Source organism: Mesorhizobium sp. KR9-304 (assembly GCF_040049215.1).
Taxonomy (GTDB): Bacteria; Pseudomonadota; Alphaproteobacteria; order Rhizobiales; family Rhizobiaceae; genus Mesorhizobium_K.
In genome coordinates this window covers 209,748-225,462 of record NZ_JBDZDN010000002.1, presented here as the reverse complement: position 1 = coordinate 225,462, position 15,715 = coordinate 209,748, and the positions used below count along the sequence as shown (strand labels likewise).

Annotated in this window: 16 protein-coding genes and 1 tRNA gene; 7 read left to right on the top strand and 10 right to left on the bottom strand. The window is 63.6% G+C overall.

Features of this window, described 5'->3' with window-relative positions:
• Nucleotides 1–154 precede the first annotated feature (154 nt).
• Together gpt and ABLE71_RS13340 are read right to left on the bottom strand one after the other, a co-directional pair.
• The gene (gpt, locus tag ABLE71_RS13345) at nucleotides 155–652 is read right to left on the bottom strand and encodes a xanthine phosphoribosyltransferase (RefSeq protein WP_348783929.1); all 498 of its coding nucleotides are present in this window, start codon (nucleotides 650–652) and stop codon (nucleotides 155–157) included.
• Nucleotides 653–941: 289 nt separating this feature from the next.
• Nucleotides 942–1,070 carry a hypothetical protein gene (locus ABLE71_RS13340; RefSeq protein ID WP_348783928.1) on the bottom strand — a complete coding sequence of 43 codons (129 nt, stop codon included), beginning with the start codon at nucleotides 1,068–1,070 and terminating at the stop codon, nucleotides 942–944.
• A 128-nt stretch (nucleotides 1,071–1,198) separates the two neighbouring features.
• On the opposite strand from ABLE71_RS13340, the gene ABLE71_RS13335 reads away from it, so the two are divergent.
• Nucleotides 1,199–2,005: a class I SAM-dependent methyltransferase gene (locus ABLE71_RS13335; protein WP_348783927.1), complete on the top strand. Its 807-nt coding sequence runs from the start codon at nucleotides 1,199–1,201 to the stop codon at nucleotides 2,003–2,005.
• Between the two features lie 190 nt (nucleotides 2,006–2,195).
• Here ABLE71_RS13335 and ABLE71_RS13330 read toward each other — a convergent pair whose 3' ends face one another.
• Both ABLE71_RS13330 and ABLE71_RS13325 read right to left on the bottom strand, forming a co-directional pair.
• The gene (locus tag ABLE71_RS13330) at nucleotides 2,196–3,020 is read right to left on the bottom strand and encodes a universal stress protein (RefSeq protein ID WP_348783926.1); all 825 of its coding nucleotides are present in this window, start codon (nucleotides 3,018–3,020) and stop codon (nucleotides 2,196–2,198) included.
• A 159-nt stretch (nucleotides 3,021–3,179) separates the two neighbouring features.
• A complete protein-coding gene (locus tag ABLE71_RS13325; RefSeq protein WP_348783925.1) occupies nucleotides 3,180–3,920 on the bottom strand; it encodes a competence/damage-inducible protein A in 741 nt (246 codons plus the stop codon).
• Between the two features lie 335 nt (nucleotides 3,921–4,255).
• Here ABLE71_RS13325 and ABLE71_RS13320 point away from each other — a divergent pair, with 335 nt between their 5' ends.
• The 5 genes from ABLE71_RS13320 (at nucleotide 4,256) to ABLE71_RS13300 (ending at nucleotide 7,549) form a co-directional block, all read left to right on the top strand.
• A complete protein-coding gene (locus ABLE71_RS13320; protein WP_348783924.1) occupies nucleotides 4,256–5,215 on the top strand; it encodes an alpha/beta fold hydrolase in 960 nt (319 codons plus the stop codon).
• A 472-nt stretch (nucleotides 5,216–5,687) separates the two neighbouring features.
• Nucleotides 5,688–5,909 carry a hypothetical protein gene (locus ABLE71_RS13315; RefSeq protein ID WP_348783923.1) on the top strand — a complete coding sequence of 74 codons (222 nt, stop codon included), beginning with the start codon at nucleotides 5,688–5,690 and terminating at the stop codon, nucleotides 5,907–5,909.
• 224 nt (nucleotides 5,910–6,133) lie between these two features.
• A tRNA-Leu gene (locus ABLE71_RS13310) sits at nucleotides 6,134–6,219 on the top strand.
• Nucleotides 6,220–6,302: 83 nt separating this feature from the next.
• The gene (locus ABLE71_RS13305; RefSeq protein WP_348783922.1) at nucleotides 6,303–6,728 is read left to right on the top strand and encodes a L,D-transpeptidase; all 426 of its coding nucleotides are present in this window, start codon (nucleotides 6,303–6,305) and stop codon (nucleotides 6,726–6,728) included.
• Nucleotides 6,729–6,913: 185 nt separating this feature from the next.
• On the top strand, nucleotides 6,914–7,549 hold the full coding sequence (locus ABLE71_RS13300) for an outer membrane protein (RefSeq protein ID WP_348783921.1): 636 nt from the start codon (nucleotides 6,914–6,916) through the stop codon (nucleotides 7,547–7,549).
• 168 nt (nucleotides 7,550–7,717) lie between these two features.
• Here ABLE71_RS13300 and ABLE71_RS13295 read toward each other — a convergent pair whose 3' ends face one another.
• The 5 genes from ABLE71_RS13295 to ABLE71_RS13275 all read right to left on the bottom strand — a co-directional run bounded on the left by ABLE71_RS13295 (nucleotide 7,718) and on the right by ABLE71_RS13275 (nucleotide 12,619).
• Nucleotides 7,718–8,569 (bottom strand): alpha/beta hydrolase, encoded by an 852-nt coding sequence (locus tag ABLE71_RS13295; protein ID WP_348783920.1) that lies wholly within the window; start codon nucleotides 8,567–8,569, stop codon nucleotides 7,718–7,720.
• 190 nt (nucleotides 8,570–8,759) lie between these two features.
• Nucleotides 8,760–10,268, bottom strand: coding sequence for a tripartite tricarboxylate transporter permease (locus tag ABLE71_RS13290; protein WP_348783919.1), 1,509 nt, complete (start codon nucleotides 10,266–10,268; stop codon nucleotides 8,760–8,762).
• A gap of 10 nt (nucleotides 10,269–10,278) precedes the next feature.
• Nucleotides 10,279–10,737, bottom strand: coding sequence for a tripartite tricarboxylate transporter TctB family protein (locus ABLE71_RS13285; protein WP_348783918.1), 459 nt, complete (start codon nucleotides 10,735–10,737; stop codon nucleotides 10,279–10,281).
• A 225-nt stretch (nucleotides 10,738–10,962) separates the two neighbouring features.
• The gene (locus ABLE71_RS13280; RefSeq protein WP_348783917.1) at nucleotides 10,963–11,940 is read right to left on the bottom strand and encodes a tripartite tricarboxylate transporter substrate-binding protein; all 978 of its coding nucleotides are present in this window, start codon (nucleotides 11,938–11,940) and stop codon (nucleotides 10,963–10,965) included.
• A 166-nt stretch (nucleotides 11,941–12,106) separates the two neighbouring features.
• Nucleotides 12,107–12,619: a hypothetical protein gene (locus ABLE71_RS13275; RefSeq protein WP_348783916.1), complete on the bottom strand. Its 513-nt coding sequence runs from the start codon at nucleotides 12,617–12,619 to the stop codon at nucleotides 12,107–12,109.
• 78 nt (nucleotides 12,620–12,697) lie between these two features.
• Between ABLE71_RS13275 and ade the strand changes: the two genes are divergently transcribed.
• Entirely contained in the window at nucleotides 12,698–14,515 is a 1,818-nt protein-coding gene (ade, locus tag ABLE71_RS13270; RefSeq protein WP_348783915.1) for an adenine deaminase, read from the top strand.
• Nucleotides 14,516–14,530: 15 nt separating this feature from the next.
• On the opposite strand, the gene ABLE71_RS13265 is transcribed toward ade, so the two are convergent.
• A complete protein-coding gene (locus ABLE71_RS13265) occupies nucleotides 14,531–15,664 on the bottom strand; it encodes an alpha/beta hydrolase (protein ID WP_348783914.1) in 1,134 nt (377 codons plus the stop codon).
• Nucleotides 15,665–15,715 lie beyond the last annotated feature (51 nt).

Genomic DNA, 15,715 nt, shown 5'->3' with positions numbered 1-15,715 from the left:
AGTAAAAATTCCATTCCGGATTTCAAGATTCAAGCTGCTCGAAAGTTGCGGTCCGTGCCGGCACGCGGCCGCGATCAGAACATGATTCGACCGCCCGAATGTGACAGGGCACAACCGCGCACTGTCGGGCGAGGGATGCAGCTCTGCTTGGAAATCAGCCGATGTGGTCGTCGGCAATCGGCTTCTGGTAGGTGAATCCCATGTCCCAGGGGAAATAGATCCAGGTGTCCTGGCTGACCTCGGTGACGAAAGTGTCGACCAGCGGACGGCCCTTGGGCTTGGCGTAGACGGTGGCGAAATGCGCCTTGGGCAACATGGCGCGGACGATAGCAGCGGTCTTGCCGGTGTCGGTGAGGTCATCGATGATGAGGACGCTCTCGCCGTCGTTTTCAAGCAGTGCCGGCGCGATTTCCTTCAGCACCGAGAGCTGACCCTGCGACGCGTAGTCGTGATAGGAGGCGACGCACACCGTCTCGATCACGCGGATGCCGAGTTCGCGCGATATGACGGCGGCAGGCACAAGGCCGCCGCGTGTGATGCAGACGATCGCCTTCCACTGGCCGTTGACGCCGGCAAGCCGCCAGGCGAGCGCGCGCGCGTCGCGGTGGAACTGGTCCCAGGTGACGGGGAAGGCCTTTTCGGGAAGCGACATGCGGCTGCACTCCGGCGGAATGCAGCCGGGATTAGCCGGGAATGACGGGGTCTGGCAAGCCTCGGCCTGCGGGCAGAGGCGTTTGTGCCCGTCGATATCGATGTCGGATATGCCTTGGTGCGTAGCCCCTCGTTACCGCCGTCGACGCCGATTGCCAGCGACCCGGCGACGATGATCGTTCCCAGCCTGCTCTTCATTGCTTTGCTCCTGAGACGTTTTCCAGGGCGACCAGCCGCGCGACGAAGGCCCCGGCCGTGGCGCAGCCGGACAGCGCAGCGAAGGTGAGGGGCTAGACGGCAAGTAGCCCGTCGATCAGCGGCAGGGCGATCTCCATGCCCGAGAGCAGGCCTGCGAGCGACATCAGGCGCATGCTCCAGGCGCGCGTCAGCACGGCGCGCCAGTTGGCGACGAGACGCATGACAGTTCTCCGGATTGTAGGAAGGGCGGGGAGGCGCTATAGACTTGCGCTGGGGTCTATTGTTGGGGTGAGTGGTGGCGCAAATACACCGGGGTACTTGGTTCGACCGCTATCCAGCGATGTTTAGGGTGGCACAGGAAAGATTACCTAATCCCGCCAGAGTTCTTTCCTTCGGGTGTTCGACCGGCGAAGAGCTTCTTACCATCCGTCGTTACTTCCCGGATGCTGAGATACTTGGCTGCGACATCGAGTTAACAGCGGCCCGTGCGCGCGATGACCTTCCAGGTAGGGTGTTTTTCAGTACGCCGGAGACGGTTACTGGCAACGGCCCATACGACATCATCTTCGCAAACAGCGTTTTATGCCTTCACGACAAGCAACACCGGCGCCCCGATATTTTTCCTTTTTCCGAGTTCCACGATCTGGTCGGGATCCTGCATCGGTCGCTAACGGCAGGCGGCCTGCTCTGCGCCTACAACACAAGTTACCTATTCAGCGAGCTGCCATTCTCCGGGCAATACCGACCGATCCGATCGAACGTGATAACGGATAACGGCTTCCTCCCGAAATGGCATTCCACCGGCGTCCAACTGTCGCGACGCAAGGGCCGTCGCCACATAGTATTGCAGCCCTACCTCACGTCGAAGTGGGACTTTTACGATTGCATTTTCGAGAAGGCGCAGGGAACGCCAATCACGGTTGAACTCGCGGAGCAATTCGACGCCGGCCGTAACATACGCCCGCCGTATGCGCCGCTCTGGCGCCAGGTGATTGGAGCTTGGCGTCTTCTGGTGGGTCCTGCAACCGTCCCAACTCGTCCTCAATCGACTCTAACGACCGCTGGAATACCGCATGCCCCGGCCCCAGCCCAGCGGATAGTCGGGGGCACGCGCCAAGGTGCGGCGAAAGACGAGACCTCGAACATAGCAGGATGAACTTGACGCGCGCGCCTTAGCTGATCGTGACAAGAACCATTGCCGACGCAGCGCCCGGAGTGCGATACGCTCTACAATCTGGTCTGGCAGCGCGCGATGGAATCCTTCGCCGCCTTTGTCGAACAGCACGTTGGAACGGCGATGCTTTTCGAGAAGCGAAGATCAACTGAGCTAATGCCATCCCGCGCAGCTATCGCGACAGGAACGCCGTAACCGGCATGGATTGCAGCACGGTGCGGGTGACGCCGCCGAAAAGCAGTTCCTTCAGCCATGAATGGCTGTAGGCGCCAAGCACGAGAAGATCGGCGCCGGTGGCTGCGAGGCGGTCGCGGATGATGTCGTCGGTTGCAGCCCCGTGCGAGGCCTCGGTGTGGACGGTGACATTGGCGCCGTGGCGTTCGAGCGCAGCGGCGATGTCGGCGCCCGCCTCGGCCGCCGCTTGCCCCTCCGGCGGATCGACGACCAGGATTTCCGTCCCTTCGGCCTCGAGGATGAAGGGCAGGGCGTCGAAGGCCGCGCGCGCGGCCTCGCGGCTGCCGTTCCAGGCAACGATCACGCGGCGGAAAGAGGCGAGGCAAGGCGCGTCGTGCGGGGTGACGAGCACCGGCCGGCCGGCATCGTAGAGCAGGGCATCGACATCGGGCGAGGCGCCGTCCGATCCGGCCTGGGCCGCGACGACGAGATCGCAGCTGCGGGCGCTGGCGATGCCCGAATGGGCGCTGTCGCCCGAAAAACTTTCGAGGCTCCGCCACTCGGCCGTTATGCCGGCCCCGGCGGTGCGCTGCCTGAAGATCGCCTCGATTTTCTTCGAGCGCTCCTCGTTCACCCCGGCCGATGCCTGGATGAACTCGGCGTCGGGAAAACCGATTGCCGAGGTATAGGGAACAGGCAGCGCCTCGGCATGAAGGCCGATCAGGTGGGCCTCGTGGCGAGCGGCCAGCGCCCCGGCGCAGTCGCTGACCCGCTCGGCGTCCTCGACGCCCTGGATGATGGCGAGAATGGTCTTGAACGGCATGGTTCCTCCAGCGAAAGGCGCGGCGCGACAGCCACGTGGACTGTATTGTTTCCGCACGGCCGCGCAAGCAGGGCAGACCGCGGTCGGTACGCCTCGCGGAAGAAGAACGCTCGGCGGCGGGCGGGCGTTCCGCCGCGTGCCCGGACGGCGCGAGACGGGCTACGCCGCCCTGGGAAGCCCGGCCACCATCTCCTCGACCGCTTTCGTTGCTGCGTCCAGCGCTTCCTGGGAGCGGGCGCGCACGACGAGTTCGGTCCAGAACGCGCCGTCGAGATATTTCGGATAGGAGCCGATAATCGTGTCGGGATGCGCCTTCTGGATCTCGGCGAGCGGCCCGCCGATGATGCCTTCGCCATGTGGGCAGGGGATGGTTGCCGAAAGCAGCTTCGTGCCGGTCTTCAGCGTCGGCACGACATTGTCGAGCATGGCCTGGAAGATCGACGGCACGCCGGCCATGACATGGACGTTGCCGATCTTGAAGCCGGGCGCGACCGAAACCGGATTGTCGATATGGGTCGCGCCGACGGGCATGCGCGCCATGCGCTTGCGCGCCTCGTTGAACTCGATGTTGCGCCTGGCGTAGCTTTCGGCCAGCAGGGCCATCGCCTTCCCGTCATAGTCGCAAGGAACGCCGAAAGCCCTGGCGACCGAATCGGCGGTGATGTCGTCATGTGTCGGGCCGATGCCGCCTGACGTGAAGACATAGTCGTAGCGGGGGCGGAGCGCGTTGACGGCGGCGGCGATCTCGTCCTCCTCGTCGGCGACGATGCGGACTTCCTTCAGGTCGATGCCGATCGCGGTCATGATGTCGGCGAGATGGCCGATGTTGCGGTCCTTGGTGCGGCCGGAGAGAATCTCGTCGCCGATGACGATCATGGCGGCGGTGACGATGTCTGACATGCGGGGATACCTCGGCGAGCCGACGTGAGATAGCGCGGCGGGCGGTTCACCGCAATGTTTATAGCCTCTGACTTGCCGAGCGCCTTCAACACGCTAGCGTGGCGAACGCTCAACCGGATTCGCTTCGCCGCTCTATCTCTTTGTTTCAGCATCGGATTTGTCCGAAAACCGCTGCGCAATTTTCGGTCCGATGCTCTAAAGCGCGTCGCGTCAAAGCGGATTCGGGCGACGCGCTTTAAGCGTCTGATTTCTCGCATGTCGTTATCCCGAAACCGGTTCCCACTTTCGGGCGACATGCTTTAGTCTCGCGCAAAATTGCGTGTCTGAGGAACATCATGGCTTCGGTCATCGGCTGGATCGTCGGCGCCGTCTTCCTGGCGGTTATCTTCGTCGCCGGCTATTTCGCGCTGGCGACGCGGCGCATCGCCGCCCGAGCCGAGCGGCTGGTGCCGCCATCGGGCAAATTCATCGATCTCGACGGCAACCGCATCCACTATGTCGAGATTGGCGAGGGACGCCCTATCGTCTTCGTGCACGGGCTCGGCGGGCAGCTTCACCATTTCCGCCACCCGATGTTCCCGTTGCTGCCGGGCTATCGGCTGATAGCGCTCGACAGGCCGGGATCGGGTTATTCAGTCCGTGGTGCCGGGGCGACGGCGCGGTTGCCCGAACAGGCCGAGACGGTCGCGTCCCTCATCAGGGCGCTGGAACTGGAGCGCCCCCTGGTGGTCGGCCACTCGCTGGGCGGCACGGTGACGCTGACGCTTGCGCTCAACCACCCCGAACTCGTCTCGGGCATCGTGACGCTGGCGCCGCTGACGCATATGATGGAAGAGGTGCCACCCGAGTTCAAAGGCCTCTACATCGCGTCGCCGCTCAAGCGCTGGCTGATTGCGCGGACGACCGCCGTGCCGGCCTCCCTGAAATATGCGAAGCAGACGCTCGATTTCGTGTTCGGGCCGCAGAAATGGCCCGAGGATTACATCGTTGCCGGTGGCGGCATGCTCGGACTGAGGCCGAGCCACTTCTACGCCACGTCGAGCGACATCGTGGCGATCGGGAAAGACCTTGGAGAGATCGAGGGACGCTACGGCGAGATCAAAATGCCGGCAGCCATGATGTTCGGCACCGCCGACCGGGTGCTCGACCACAGGAGGCACGGGCTGCCGATGCGCGACAAGGTCGCGAGCCTCGATTTCGAATTGGTCGACGGGCATGGCCACATGCTGCAGTTCATGGCGAGCGATCGCGTTGCCAAGATCATAGAGCGAACGGCTGCGAAGGCGTTCGGCTAGGGCTGTCTTCCGGGGAAAAGCACGCTGCCCGCTTCGACGGCCGATGCGGCACGCTCGTTCGACCGGCGGGCCGAAGTCGCTTCCAGCCGATTCCGGTAGATCCGCTTGAGGATATCGCAGGCCGACCTGGCCCGCCCTTCGCTGCGTGCCTTAAGCGCGCCGCCGCCCAGCGCCGCGGGCGCACCGGTTGTGTCGTCCCATACCATCCATGTCCCGGTCGGTTCCCGAAGACAGCGGAATCTAGGATACGTTTCTCCATTCCGGTGGATTGCCATAACGAGCAATGATGACGGGCACCCAAGGTTCAACAAAAGCTAATATAGTGGTTAACGATGCGCGGCGGCTGGGCGGGGCGCCAATGATGCGCTGGCCTTCATGGCTGGCTAAGGATTCCGACCAGCGGTCTGGAAAATCCCGAAGTCCCGGCGTAAGCTGCTGTCGTTCGCGCTACGCTGGGGAGCTTGCTGCGTCCATGGAGAAGTTCATCGCTGTACAGGAGCCGACCTGTACCTGGGCGGTCCTCGATACGCTCGACGACGTGCCCGCTGAAGTCGGCGGCAGGGTTTTGATCGGGCTCGCGAGGGAGGAAGCGATGGCGCTCGCCTTCCTCGCCAACGCGGAGCGGACGCCTGGTATCGGAGACGGACGCATCCCGGGAACCGGTTTGCGACTTGTCGTGGCCAGAGCGGCATAGGCTTGGCTGGACCGCGCGTCGGTAACCTTAGCGCCTAAGGTTAAAAGTTCCTTTCATTGGCGCGATGCGCTCGACTGATGCACAAGGATCGGGAGGCGCGAGGCATTTGCCGCGCGTGGGTGGGCTCAGGGGCTAACGCGCCGGCCGTCTCGCGTCTCTCCGCCACGGGACAATACCGCGTTGCCGCTTGACGGCGGATGCCGCGCGCCCGAAAAGACCTGCACGCGGACGTGGCGGAACCGGTAGACGCAAGGGACTTAAAATCCCTCGATCTCTGATCGTGCGGGTTCGATCCCCGCCGTCCGCACCAATCTTCAGGGTTGTCCGTCAATAAAGTCGCAACGATTGTCGGTACTTAATGGCGTCGTTTCGTCAAGGGCAACGCTTGAAGTCATGAAAAAGCTACTACCGCTCATTGCTGCATCGCTCATGCTTGTGCTCGCGCAGGCTGCGTCCGCCGCCACCCTCACCGCCAACGTTTCGCTGTCCAGGCAGACCATGACGGTCATGCATCGCGGCACTGTCATCGGCACCTGGCCGGTGTCGACGGCGCGGCGCGGCAAGGTGACCCCGACGGGCAGCTGGAGCGCGAAATGGCTGTCGCGCCATCACAGGTCCAGCCGCTACAACAATGCGCCCATGCCGTACTCGATTTTCTACAACGGCAATTATGCGGTGCACGGGACCTACCAGACCAAGGCGCTTGGCCGTCCCGCCTCGTCGGGTTGCGTGCGCCTTGCTCCCGCGCACGCCGCCAGGCTGTTTTCGCTGGCCAAGGCCGAGGGGCTGGCGAACACCCGCATCATCATAAGGCATTAGCCCGATCTGGCCCCGCCGATGAACGCCCCACGACGTTAGGCGTGCTGTCAACGGCAGTGCGTAGGTCTGCTTGGGCGATCCTCAAATTATTGCCGCGCGTTGCGCAACAGCAACAGACTCGTCGAGCGCAAAGTTCTAATGTAACTTCCTCTAATATATGGCGATAGACAGCGAAGAGGTGTGCAATGTTGTCCCTTCGAAAAACTGCTCTAACGACCGCAATTCTGTTGGCATGGGGCGGATACGCCATCGCAGCGGACGCCGTGGTTGAGGAAGCCGTCATCGTCGAGACGGCCTATGACTGGAGCGGGGTCTATCTCGGCCTGCAAGGCGGCTACGGCTGGGCTGACGCCGATTTCTCGATTGATAACGGGGCCGAATTTACCGTCGATGCGGACGGGCCGTTCGTCGGCGGATATGCTGGCTACAATTTCCAATGGGATCGTTTCGTTGCCGGCATCGAGGGCGATATCAACGCGAGTTGGATCGACGAAGACGACGGAGTCGGAGATATCGATATAGACTGGTTCGCCTCGATACGCGGACGCGTCGGTTACGCGTGGGACCGTACGCTGTTTTTCGGCACCGCCGGCTGGGCATTCGCTCATGCGGACGCGTCGGCTGTGGTGGTGGCTGGCATAGACAATGACCTGGATTTCGACGGATGGACGGCAGGTCTCGGTATCGAACATGCCTTCACCGACAACTGGCTCGCGCGCGCAGAATATCGCCACTACGACTTCGGCAGCGAGGATATCCTACGAGGTGAAGTCGATCTGGACATGGACACCGTGTCCGTGGGCATCGCCTACAAGTTCTGAGCCGCATACCCAGGCAGCAAAACCCCGGCCAGTGGCCGGGGTTTTGCGTTCATATGAACGTGTCGGATCGAGTCTAAGAGTGCTTGATCAATCGACTATTTCCGGGCGTTCCGGAGCACACTTGATGGGCGGCAGCGGATGCCACGGCCTTCGGGCTCCGGCGCACCGCTATTTCGCGTCGATGAAGTCGGTTACCGACTTGGTGTATTCGTCGGGCGCCTGCAGCATGGCAAAGTGGCTGGCGTTGGGCAGGATGACCAGTGTCGCGCCAGGAATTGCCGAGGCGATGTATTTGGTGTGGGCGCGGGTGATCGCCTCGTCATGGTCGCCGAGCACGATCGCCGTCGGCGTGGTGATCTTGGCAAGCTGCTCCTTGGTCCAGGCCGGCTGGCTTTCCCACATGTGGCTGATCTGGGCGACGAAGGCCTCGTATTCGCCCGGCGTCTTCGACAGTTTTGCGTAGTCCTTGCCGGAGCGCTCGATATAGGCGCCAAAGGTCTTGTTGGTCATGACGCCGGGATCGAGACCGTCGACCGTGACGTTGGCGGCCTGGGCGTAGAGCTTCGTCAGCCGCTCGGGGTGTGTCATGGCGATGTCGATGCCGATGATGCCGCCATCGCTCCAGCCGACCAACGCCGTCTTGTCGATCTTGAGGTAGTCGAGCAGTGCAAGGTAGTCCGACGCCATCAGATCATAGCCGAAGGGCTGCGCATCGCGGGTTGAGCGGCCATGGCCGCGGCTATCGGCGACGATGACCTTATGGGTCTTGGAAAGCTCCGCAACCTGGCTTGCCCAGATATCGGCGTGGCCGAGCCCGCCATGGATGAGCAGGACAGGGTCGCCGGCGCCGTAGGTGGCGTAGTACATATCAATGCCATTGACCTTGGCGTAGCCGGTCTCGGTCGCCGCGGGCATCGCCGCCGGTTCGGGCAGCGTCTGCCAGCGTTCCTCGGCGGTGGCAGCACCAACGAGGAACCCGAACGCCAAGGCAAATGCTGACAAATTCCAGAAGCGGCTCATTGTGCTCTCCATCAACTGATGCCGGAATTGAACGACCAGGCCGGATACTTGTCAACGAATGAAAAACCCGCGATTGGTCCTCTCGGAGAGACGGGGTTACGCGTTCGGTCTTCGGGGTCGCGCTGGATTTTCTCCGGGCTGGCAAGGCGCTTGAAGACGCGCTCGGCAGGCACGTTGCCGACGCCCGCCGTCACTCCTCGTCGACGAAGACTTCCTCGCGCTTCTTGCGGACTGAAGGCAGGAAGACGACGATCAGGACCGCGACAGCCAGCAGCAACAGGCCGGCGCTGATCGGCCGCGTGACGAATGTACTGGGATCGCCGCGCGACAGGATCATGGCGCGGCGGAGATTTTCTTCCAGCAGCGGGCCGAGCACGAAGCCGAGGAGCAGCGGCGCCGGCTCGCAGCGCAGCTTCAGCAGGAAATAGCCGAGCAGGCCGAAAAAGGCGACGACGAACAGGTCCCAGACGTTGGAATTCACGCTGTAGACGCCGATCGAGCAGAACGCCATGATGACAGGGAACAGCACGAAGTAGGGCACCTTGAGCAGCTTCACCCACAGCCCGACCAGCGGCAGGTTGAGCACGATCAGCAGCAGATTGCCGATCCACATCGAAGCGATCAGGCCCCAAAAGAGAGCGGGATTCTCGGCTGCCACGTTTGGCCCGGGCACGATGCCCTGGATGATCATCGCGCCAATCATCAGCGCCATGACCGGATTGGCCGGAATACCGAGCGTCAGCATCGGGATGAAGGAGGTCTGCGCGCCGGCATTGTTGGCGCTCTCGGGTCCGGCGACGCCGGCGAGCGCGCCGCGGCCGAATTCCTCGGGGCGGTCGGAGACGCGTTTCTCGATCGAATAAGAAGCGAAGGCGGCAAGCACGGCTCCGTTGCCGGGCAGGATGCCCAGCGCCGAACCGAGCGCGGTGCCGCGCAGGATTGGTCCGACCATGCGACGGAAATCCTCGCGCGTCGGCATCAGGCCGGTGACCTTGGCCATCAGCACCTCGCGCGTGCGTTCGTCCTCCAGGTTGCGGAGAATCTCGGCGATGCCGAAAAGTCCGACGGCGATGGCGACAAAATTGAGCTGGTCGCCGAGCTGGATCAGGCCGAAATTGAGGCGCGAGGCGCCTGAGATGACGTCCTGCCCGACAAGTCCAAGAAGCAGGCCGAGCACCACCATGGCGATAGCCTTGACCACGGAGCCGTGGGCCAGGGCGACAGACATCACCAGGCCGACGATCATCAGCGAACAATATTCGGCCGAGCCGAATTTCAGCGCTACCGCGGTGAGCGGTGGGGCGAAAAGCGCGATGAGCACGGTCGCGATCGTACCGGCGACGAAGGAGCCGATCGCAGCGGTGGCAAGCGCCACGCCTGCACGGCCGTTCCTTGCCATCTGATAGCCGTCGATCGCGGTTACGGCGGAGGAGGATTCCCCGGGCATGTTGATCAGGATCGCGGTCGTCGAGCCGCCGTATTGCGCGCCGTAGTAGATGCCGGCGAGCATAATCAGCGACGAGACCGGGTCGCCGATCTGGAAGGTGATCGGCAAAAGCATGGCGATGGTGGCGGTGGCGCCGATGCCGGGCAGCACGCCAATGAGCGTGCCAAGCAGCACGCCGATCAGGCAGAAGCCGATGTTGGTGAACGTCGAGGCGGTGGCGAAGCCGAGAGCCAGATTGTTGAGGAGGTCCATCGGGTGCCTCTCAGCGCAGCCAGGGGCCGAAACGTTCGAACGGCAGTCCGAGCGCATAGCTGAAGACGAGCGTGGAGAAGACGGTCAGCGCCACCGACAGCGCCAGCGCATACAGCGGCTTCATCCTGAACGAGGCGAAGCAGGCGAACAGCGCGGTGATGAAGACGGCGCCGATGAAGCCGAGACCACGCACCGTGAGGCCGAAGATGATGGGGGCGAGCGTGATGAAGAAGATCCCGCGCCAGGCGATGACGCCGACCGGCTCCCCGATTTGGCGCAGCGCTGAAAAGAGGATGATAGCGCCGAGCAGAACGAGCAGCAGCGACAGGGCAAGCGGCATGCCGCCGGGGCCGATGCGCAGCCAGGTGCCGAGCTCGACTTGCAGCGACTGCCACGTGAAAATCGCGCCAACCAGGATGAAGAATGCGCCGCAGATGACGTTCGTCGGGTCGAATGCCGCCGGCTTCATGAGTGTCCCCTCCGTGTCGGCGGCTTGGGATATCGGGCCGCTGGCCGATCGTCTTTTTGTCTGTCCGTTTGAGGAATAAGAACTAAGCTCTCCTCCGATCCCCATACTGTGCCTGGCGGAACCGCGAGACAAGTGCCGGCGAGCGGCCGGAGCGGGCTTGAAAAACCGGACGCCGCACTGCGGCGGCGCCGGGTTTCCTGCTTTCCATGTTTGCGAAAGCGCAGATCAGTCCGCGTACTGTCCGGCGGCGTCGATGATCGGCTTCCAGCGCGCGATCTCGCTTTCGAGCTTGGCCTTGAGCGCGGCCGGCGTCGCGTCGGCTTCCGGCGACGGGGCGGTGCCGAGTTCGGCGAAGCGTGCCACCACGTTGGGATCCTTCAGCGCAACCTGCAGCGATTTCGACAGGCGTTCCGTAGCCTCCGCAGGGGTGCCCTTCGGCGCATAGAGGCCGTGCCAGATACCGACCTGGAAACCGGGCAGGCCACCTTCCTCGGCGGTCGGGACATCGGGAAGCACGTCGAGACGGGCAGCGGACGTCACCGCATAGGCCTTGATGGTGCCACCCTGGATCTGCTTGGTCGTGTTGGTGGTCTGGTCGCACATGATGTCGACCTGGCCGCCGAGCAGGTCGGTCATGGCAGGACCGGTACCCTTGTAGGGGACGGTGACGAGCGGCGTCTCGATGGCGCTCATGAACATCATGCCGCAAAGATGCGACGCCGCGCCGATGCCGGCATTGGCGACGCTGACGGTGTCCTTGTTGGCCTTGGCGTATTCGATCAGGCCTTTGAGGTCGGTAGGCTCGAGGTCCTTGCGGGCGACGATCGTCATCGGCACGTCGGTGACGAGGCCAACATATTCGAAGGCGTTGAGCGTATCGTATGGCAGCTTGCGGTAGAGCGTAGCGCTGGTCGCCATGCCGATATGGTGGAGGAGCAGCGTGTAGCCGTCGGGCTCGGCCGATGCCACGCGGCCGGCACCGAGCGTGCCGCCGGCGCCGCCGACATTCTCGACGATCACCTGCTGGCCGAGATCCTTGGACATGGCTTCTGCGACAAGGCGGGTGACGGTATCGGTCGGGCCGCCGGCCGCGAACGGCACGACCACGGTGATGGTGCGCTCCGGATAGGCCTGAGCGGAGGCGGCTTGCGGCAGCGCGAGGGTGGCCGTGGCGAGGGCGATCGATGCTAAGATGGATTTCATTTGCTTCCTCCCAGAGATTGTTCCGCCCTGATGATCCCAAAGTGGGCGTTTGTTTGCCCAGCATTGGCGTTTCGCGCGGAAAATCAACCGAAATCCTGCTTCGGAAGCAATTGCCGCGATCTTGTAGACGAAAGGCTTAGATCGCCGCCAACGCCCGGATGACAGCTCAGCGGTTGGGCTCGGCGGGCTCCAGCGTAATGAATCGGCCTTCTGCCAGGAAAGCAATGTCTGGCCAGAACTCGGCTTCGAGTTGCAGCCAGCCGCAGCGCTTGCCCATGCGGCCAGACTCGATGGCTTCGCAGGGCGAGCCGGAAGGCCAGATTTCGAACTCCTCGTAGACGTGCTCGATGAAGAAAGATTTCTCGCCGACGCCGTCGATTGTCACGCACGCCTCGATCCAGCCGGAGGGATGCACGTCGACGCGAAGCGCGGCTCCCATCTCCATGGCATCCCTGCCGACACGGAAATCGGCCTCCAGCGGATCGGTGTATTCAGCCTGTCGCACCTCGATTAGCGAGACCTGCCAGCCGCCGACCACCCAGGGGCCGTCGAAGCCAAGCGCAGTGGACAGACGGTGGCAAAGCGCCATCAGCGTTTCGCGCGGCGGAACACCCTCCTGGGCGGTGAACGCGTCGTTGTGGATCGGCGGGCGCCGCGGTGGAGGAACGTTGCTGGTCATTGCATGTCCGAATGAGGACGGATACTGGCGCTTCACGATCTCTCTTGGCAAAGTCCGGCAAAAGCAAGGAGCATGTTCATGGCGCAGAGGCCGGCGAATGGCGCGGGAAAGCCGAGACCCTGGGCCCAGATGGCGACGACGCTGGTCGATGTCGCGACGGGACGCAGACCGGCAGATCTGGTGGTGCGCAACGGGCGCTGGGTCAATGTGCATTCGGGCGAAGTCATTCCCGGTACGGATCTGGCGATCGCCGGCGGGCGTTTTGCGTATTGCGGGCCGGACGCCAGCCACGCGATCGGCGAGGGGACGACGGTGGTCGATGCCGGCGGTCGCCACCTGGTGCCGGGGCTGTGCGACGGGCACATGCACGTCGAGAGCGGCATGGTGACGGTGACGGAATTTTGCCGCGCGGTGATCCCGCACGGCACGACCTCGATGTTCATCGACCCGCACGAGATCGCCAACGTGCTCGGGCTGCCCGGCGTCAGGCTGATGCATGACGAGGCGCTGGCTATGCCCGTCAACGTGCATGTGCAGATGCCGTCCTGCGTGCCGTCGGCGCCAGGGCTGGAAAACCCGGGCGCGACGCTCGGCGTCGCCGAAGTCGCCGAGGCGATGGGCTGGGAAAACATCATCGGGCTTGGCGAGGTGATGAACTTTCCTGGTGTCTCGGCCAACGACCCGAAGATGGCCGGCGAGATCGCCGCGACCATGAAGGCCGGCAAGACCGTCGGCGGCCACTATGCCTCGCCGGACCTCGGATTGCCTTTCGCGGGCTATGTCGCGGGCGGACCGGAGGATGATCACGAAGGGACGCGAGCCGCAGACGCAATCGCCCGCGTGCGGCTCGGCATGAAGGCGATGCTGCGGCTCGGCTCGGCATGGTTCGACGTGGCCGAACAGGTGAAGGCGGTGACGGAGCAAGGCATCGATCCCCGCAATTTCATCCTCTGCACCGACGACAGCCATTCCGGCACGCTGGTCAATGAAGGCCATATGGACCGCGTGCTGCGCCACGCCATAGCGCAGGGGCTGAAGCCGGTGACGGCGATCCAGATGGCGACGCTGAACACCGCGCAGCATTTCGGGCTGGAGCGAGAGATCGGCTCGATCGCGCCGGGGCGGTCCGCAGATTTCCTGATCGTTGAGGACCTAGCCGGGATGAAGATCGACCAGGTCTACGCGCGCGGCATGCTGGCCGCCGAAGCCGGCAAGCTCGTCATCGACATCCCGCCCTATGACTATCCGCAGAGCGCGCGCAATACGGTGCATGTCGGCAGGACGATCGAGGCGAAGGATTTCGACATCAAGGCGCCGGCCGGCGCCAACGAGGTCAGAGCGCGGGTCATCGGCGTGATCGAGAACCAAGCGCCGACCAAGGCGCTGGAGGCCGACCTGCCGGTGGAGGAGGGGCTGGTCGCGATGGACCGGGCGAACGACATCTGCCAGATCGCGGTGGTCGAGCGCCACAAGGGCACCGGCAAGGTGGTCAACGCGCTGGTCTCCGGCTTCGGCTACAAGGAGGATTGCGCGCTAGCCTCGACCGTCGCGCATGACAGCCACCACATGATCGTCGTCGGCACCAACAAGCAGGACATGGCGCTCGCCGCGAACCGTCTGGCCGAAGTCGGCGGCGGCGTGGTGCTGTTCTCCAAGGGCAGGGAGCTTGCACTGGTGGAGATGCCGATCGCCGGCCTGATGTCGGACGAGCGCGCCGAGATCGTGGCGGCGAAGGCCGGCAGACTGACCGAAGCGATGCGCGCCTGCGGGTGCACGCTCAACAACGCCTATATGCAGCACTCCCTGCTGGCGCTGGTCGTGATCCCGGAACTCAGGATCTCCGACGTTGGGCTGGTGGATGTCAGGACGTTCGAGAAGGTCGAGCTTTTCGTCTAGGCAGTTACCCGGCCGTCATTCGGACCCTACCGTGAAGATCCTGAGCGGTGTCGTCACGACGATCGAGGTCGCCTGACCGACTGAGCTTGCCAGCCGGTTGACGCGCTCGTTGGCTTGCTCTTGCGTGGGACGCAGGCTTTCGGGCATGCGCAGCCTCTGGCCAAGCAACTGGACGAGCACCGGATTGTCGGCGAATTTCGCGTGGTTGAGCTTGTCTCCGGACTGCGTCTGGCTGAGATCGACCACGACCACACCCAGAGCCGCCAGTTCGTCGGCATTCGCATCGTCGCCGACGCGCGCCTTCTTGCCGGCGATGCGACTTGAGAAGCCCAATGCCTTGTCGTCGGCCGACAGCAGCACGACGAAGGGTCTGTCAGGCTTGCCGTAACGGATCATCTGCTTCTTGAAGATGTCAACGTCGATGTCGGGCGACGCGAGAATGACATAGCCTAGCTTGCCGCCGAGATCGCGGTTGCCGGCGATGGCGAGCTGGCGCAGCGCCTCCACCGCCACCCAGTTGCCCATGGAATGGGCGATGATATCAATGCTCTTCACGCCGCGGGTTCTGGACAGCGTCACCAGTGTCGCCTCGAGATCGTCGCGGGCGGCGGTGCTCGAGTCCTTGTCGTAGACATAGTCGCGGGTCCTGGCGCCGGACGCCCAGGAGAACAGAACCGGCGTGCCGGGATAGCCCATGTCGTGCGCGATCTGGGTGACGCGATAGACGCCGTCGTCGAAGCCGGTGTTGTAGCCGTGCACGAAGACCAGGACGCGATCTCCGTTGTCGGCGACCGCGGTGCTGAAGGCTGCACCCGAATCGTAGATTGTCAGGTCCGTGGCCGTGAAATCCTTGGCGGGGTCGCCCGGATTGCCGTCCTTGGCGCGCTCGATCGTGCCGATTTCGTGGTTCTTGGGCACGGTGACCCCGATCCGGGCGAAGGCGAGCATATCGGAGCGGTCGCGGCTGAAAACGAGGCGTTTGTCCTCGGCCTGGAGCCGCGTGGTAGCGACGAAGATTTCGTGCTTGGCGGCGACTTCGGAAGCAGGCACAGGACGCAATTCGTCCGCGAACAGCTCGTGCTTGCGTTCGGTGGCGCAGGCGGAAACGGCCAGCGCGAGCGGCACGACAATGAGCAGTCTAGGACGCACTACACTCACCTCCGGCGCCATCCCTGCAGGGCGCTTGCGAGCACCGATAGG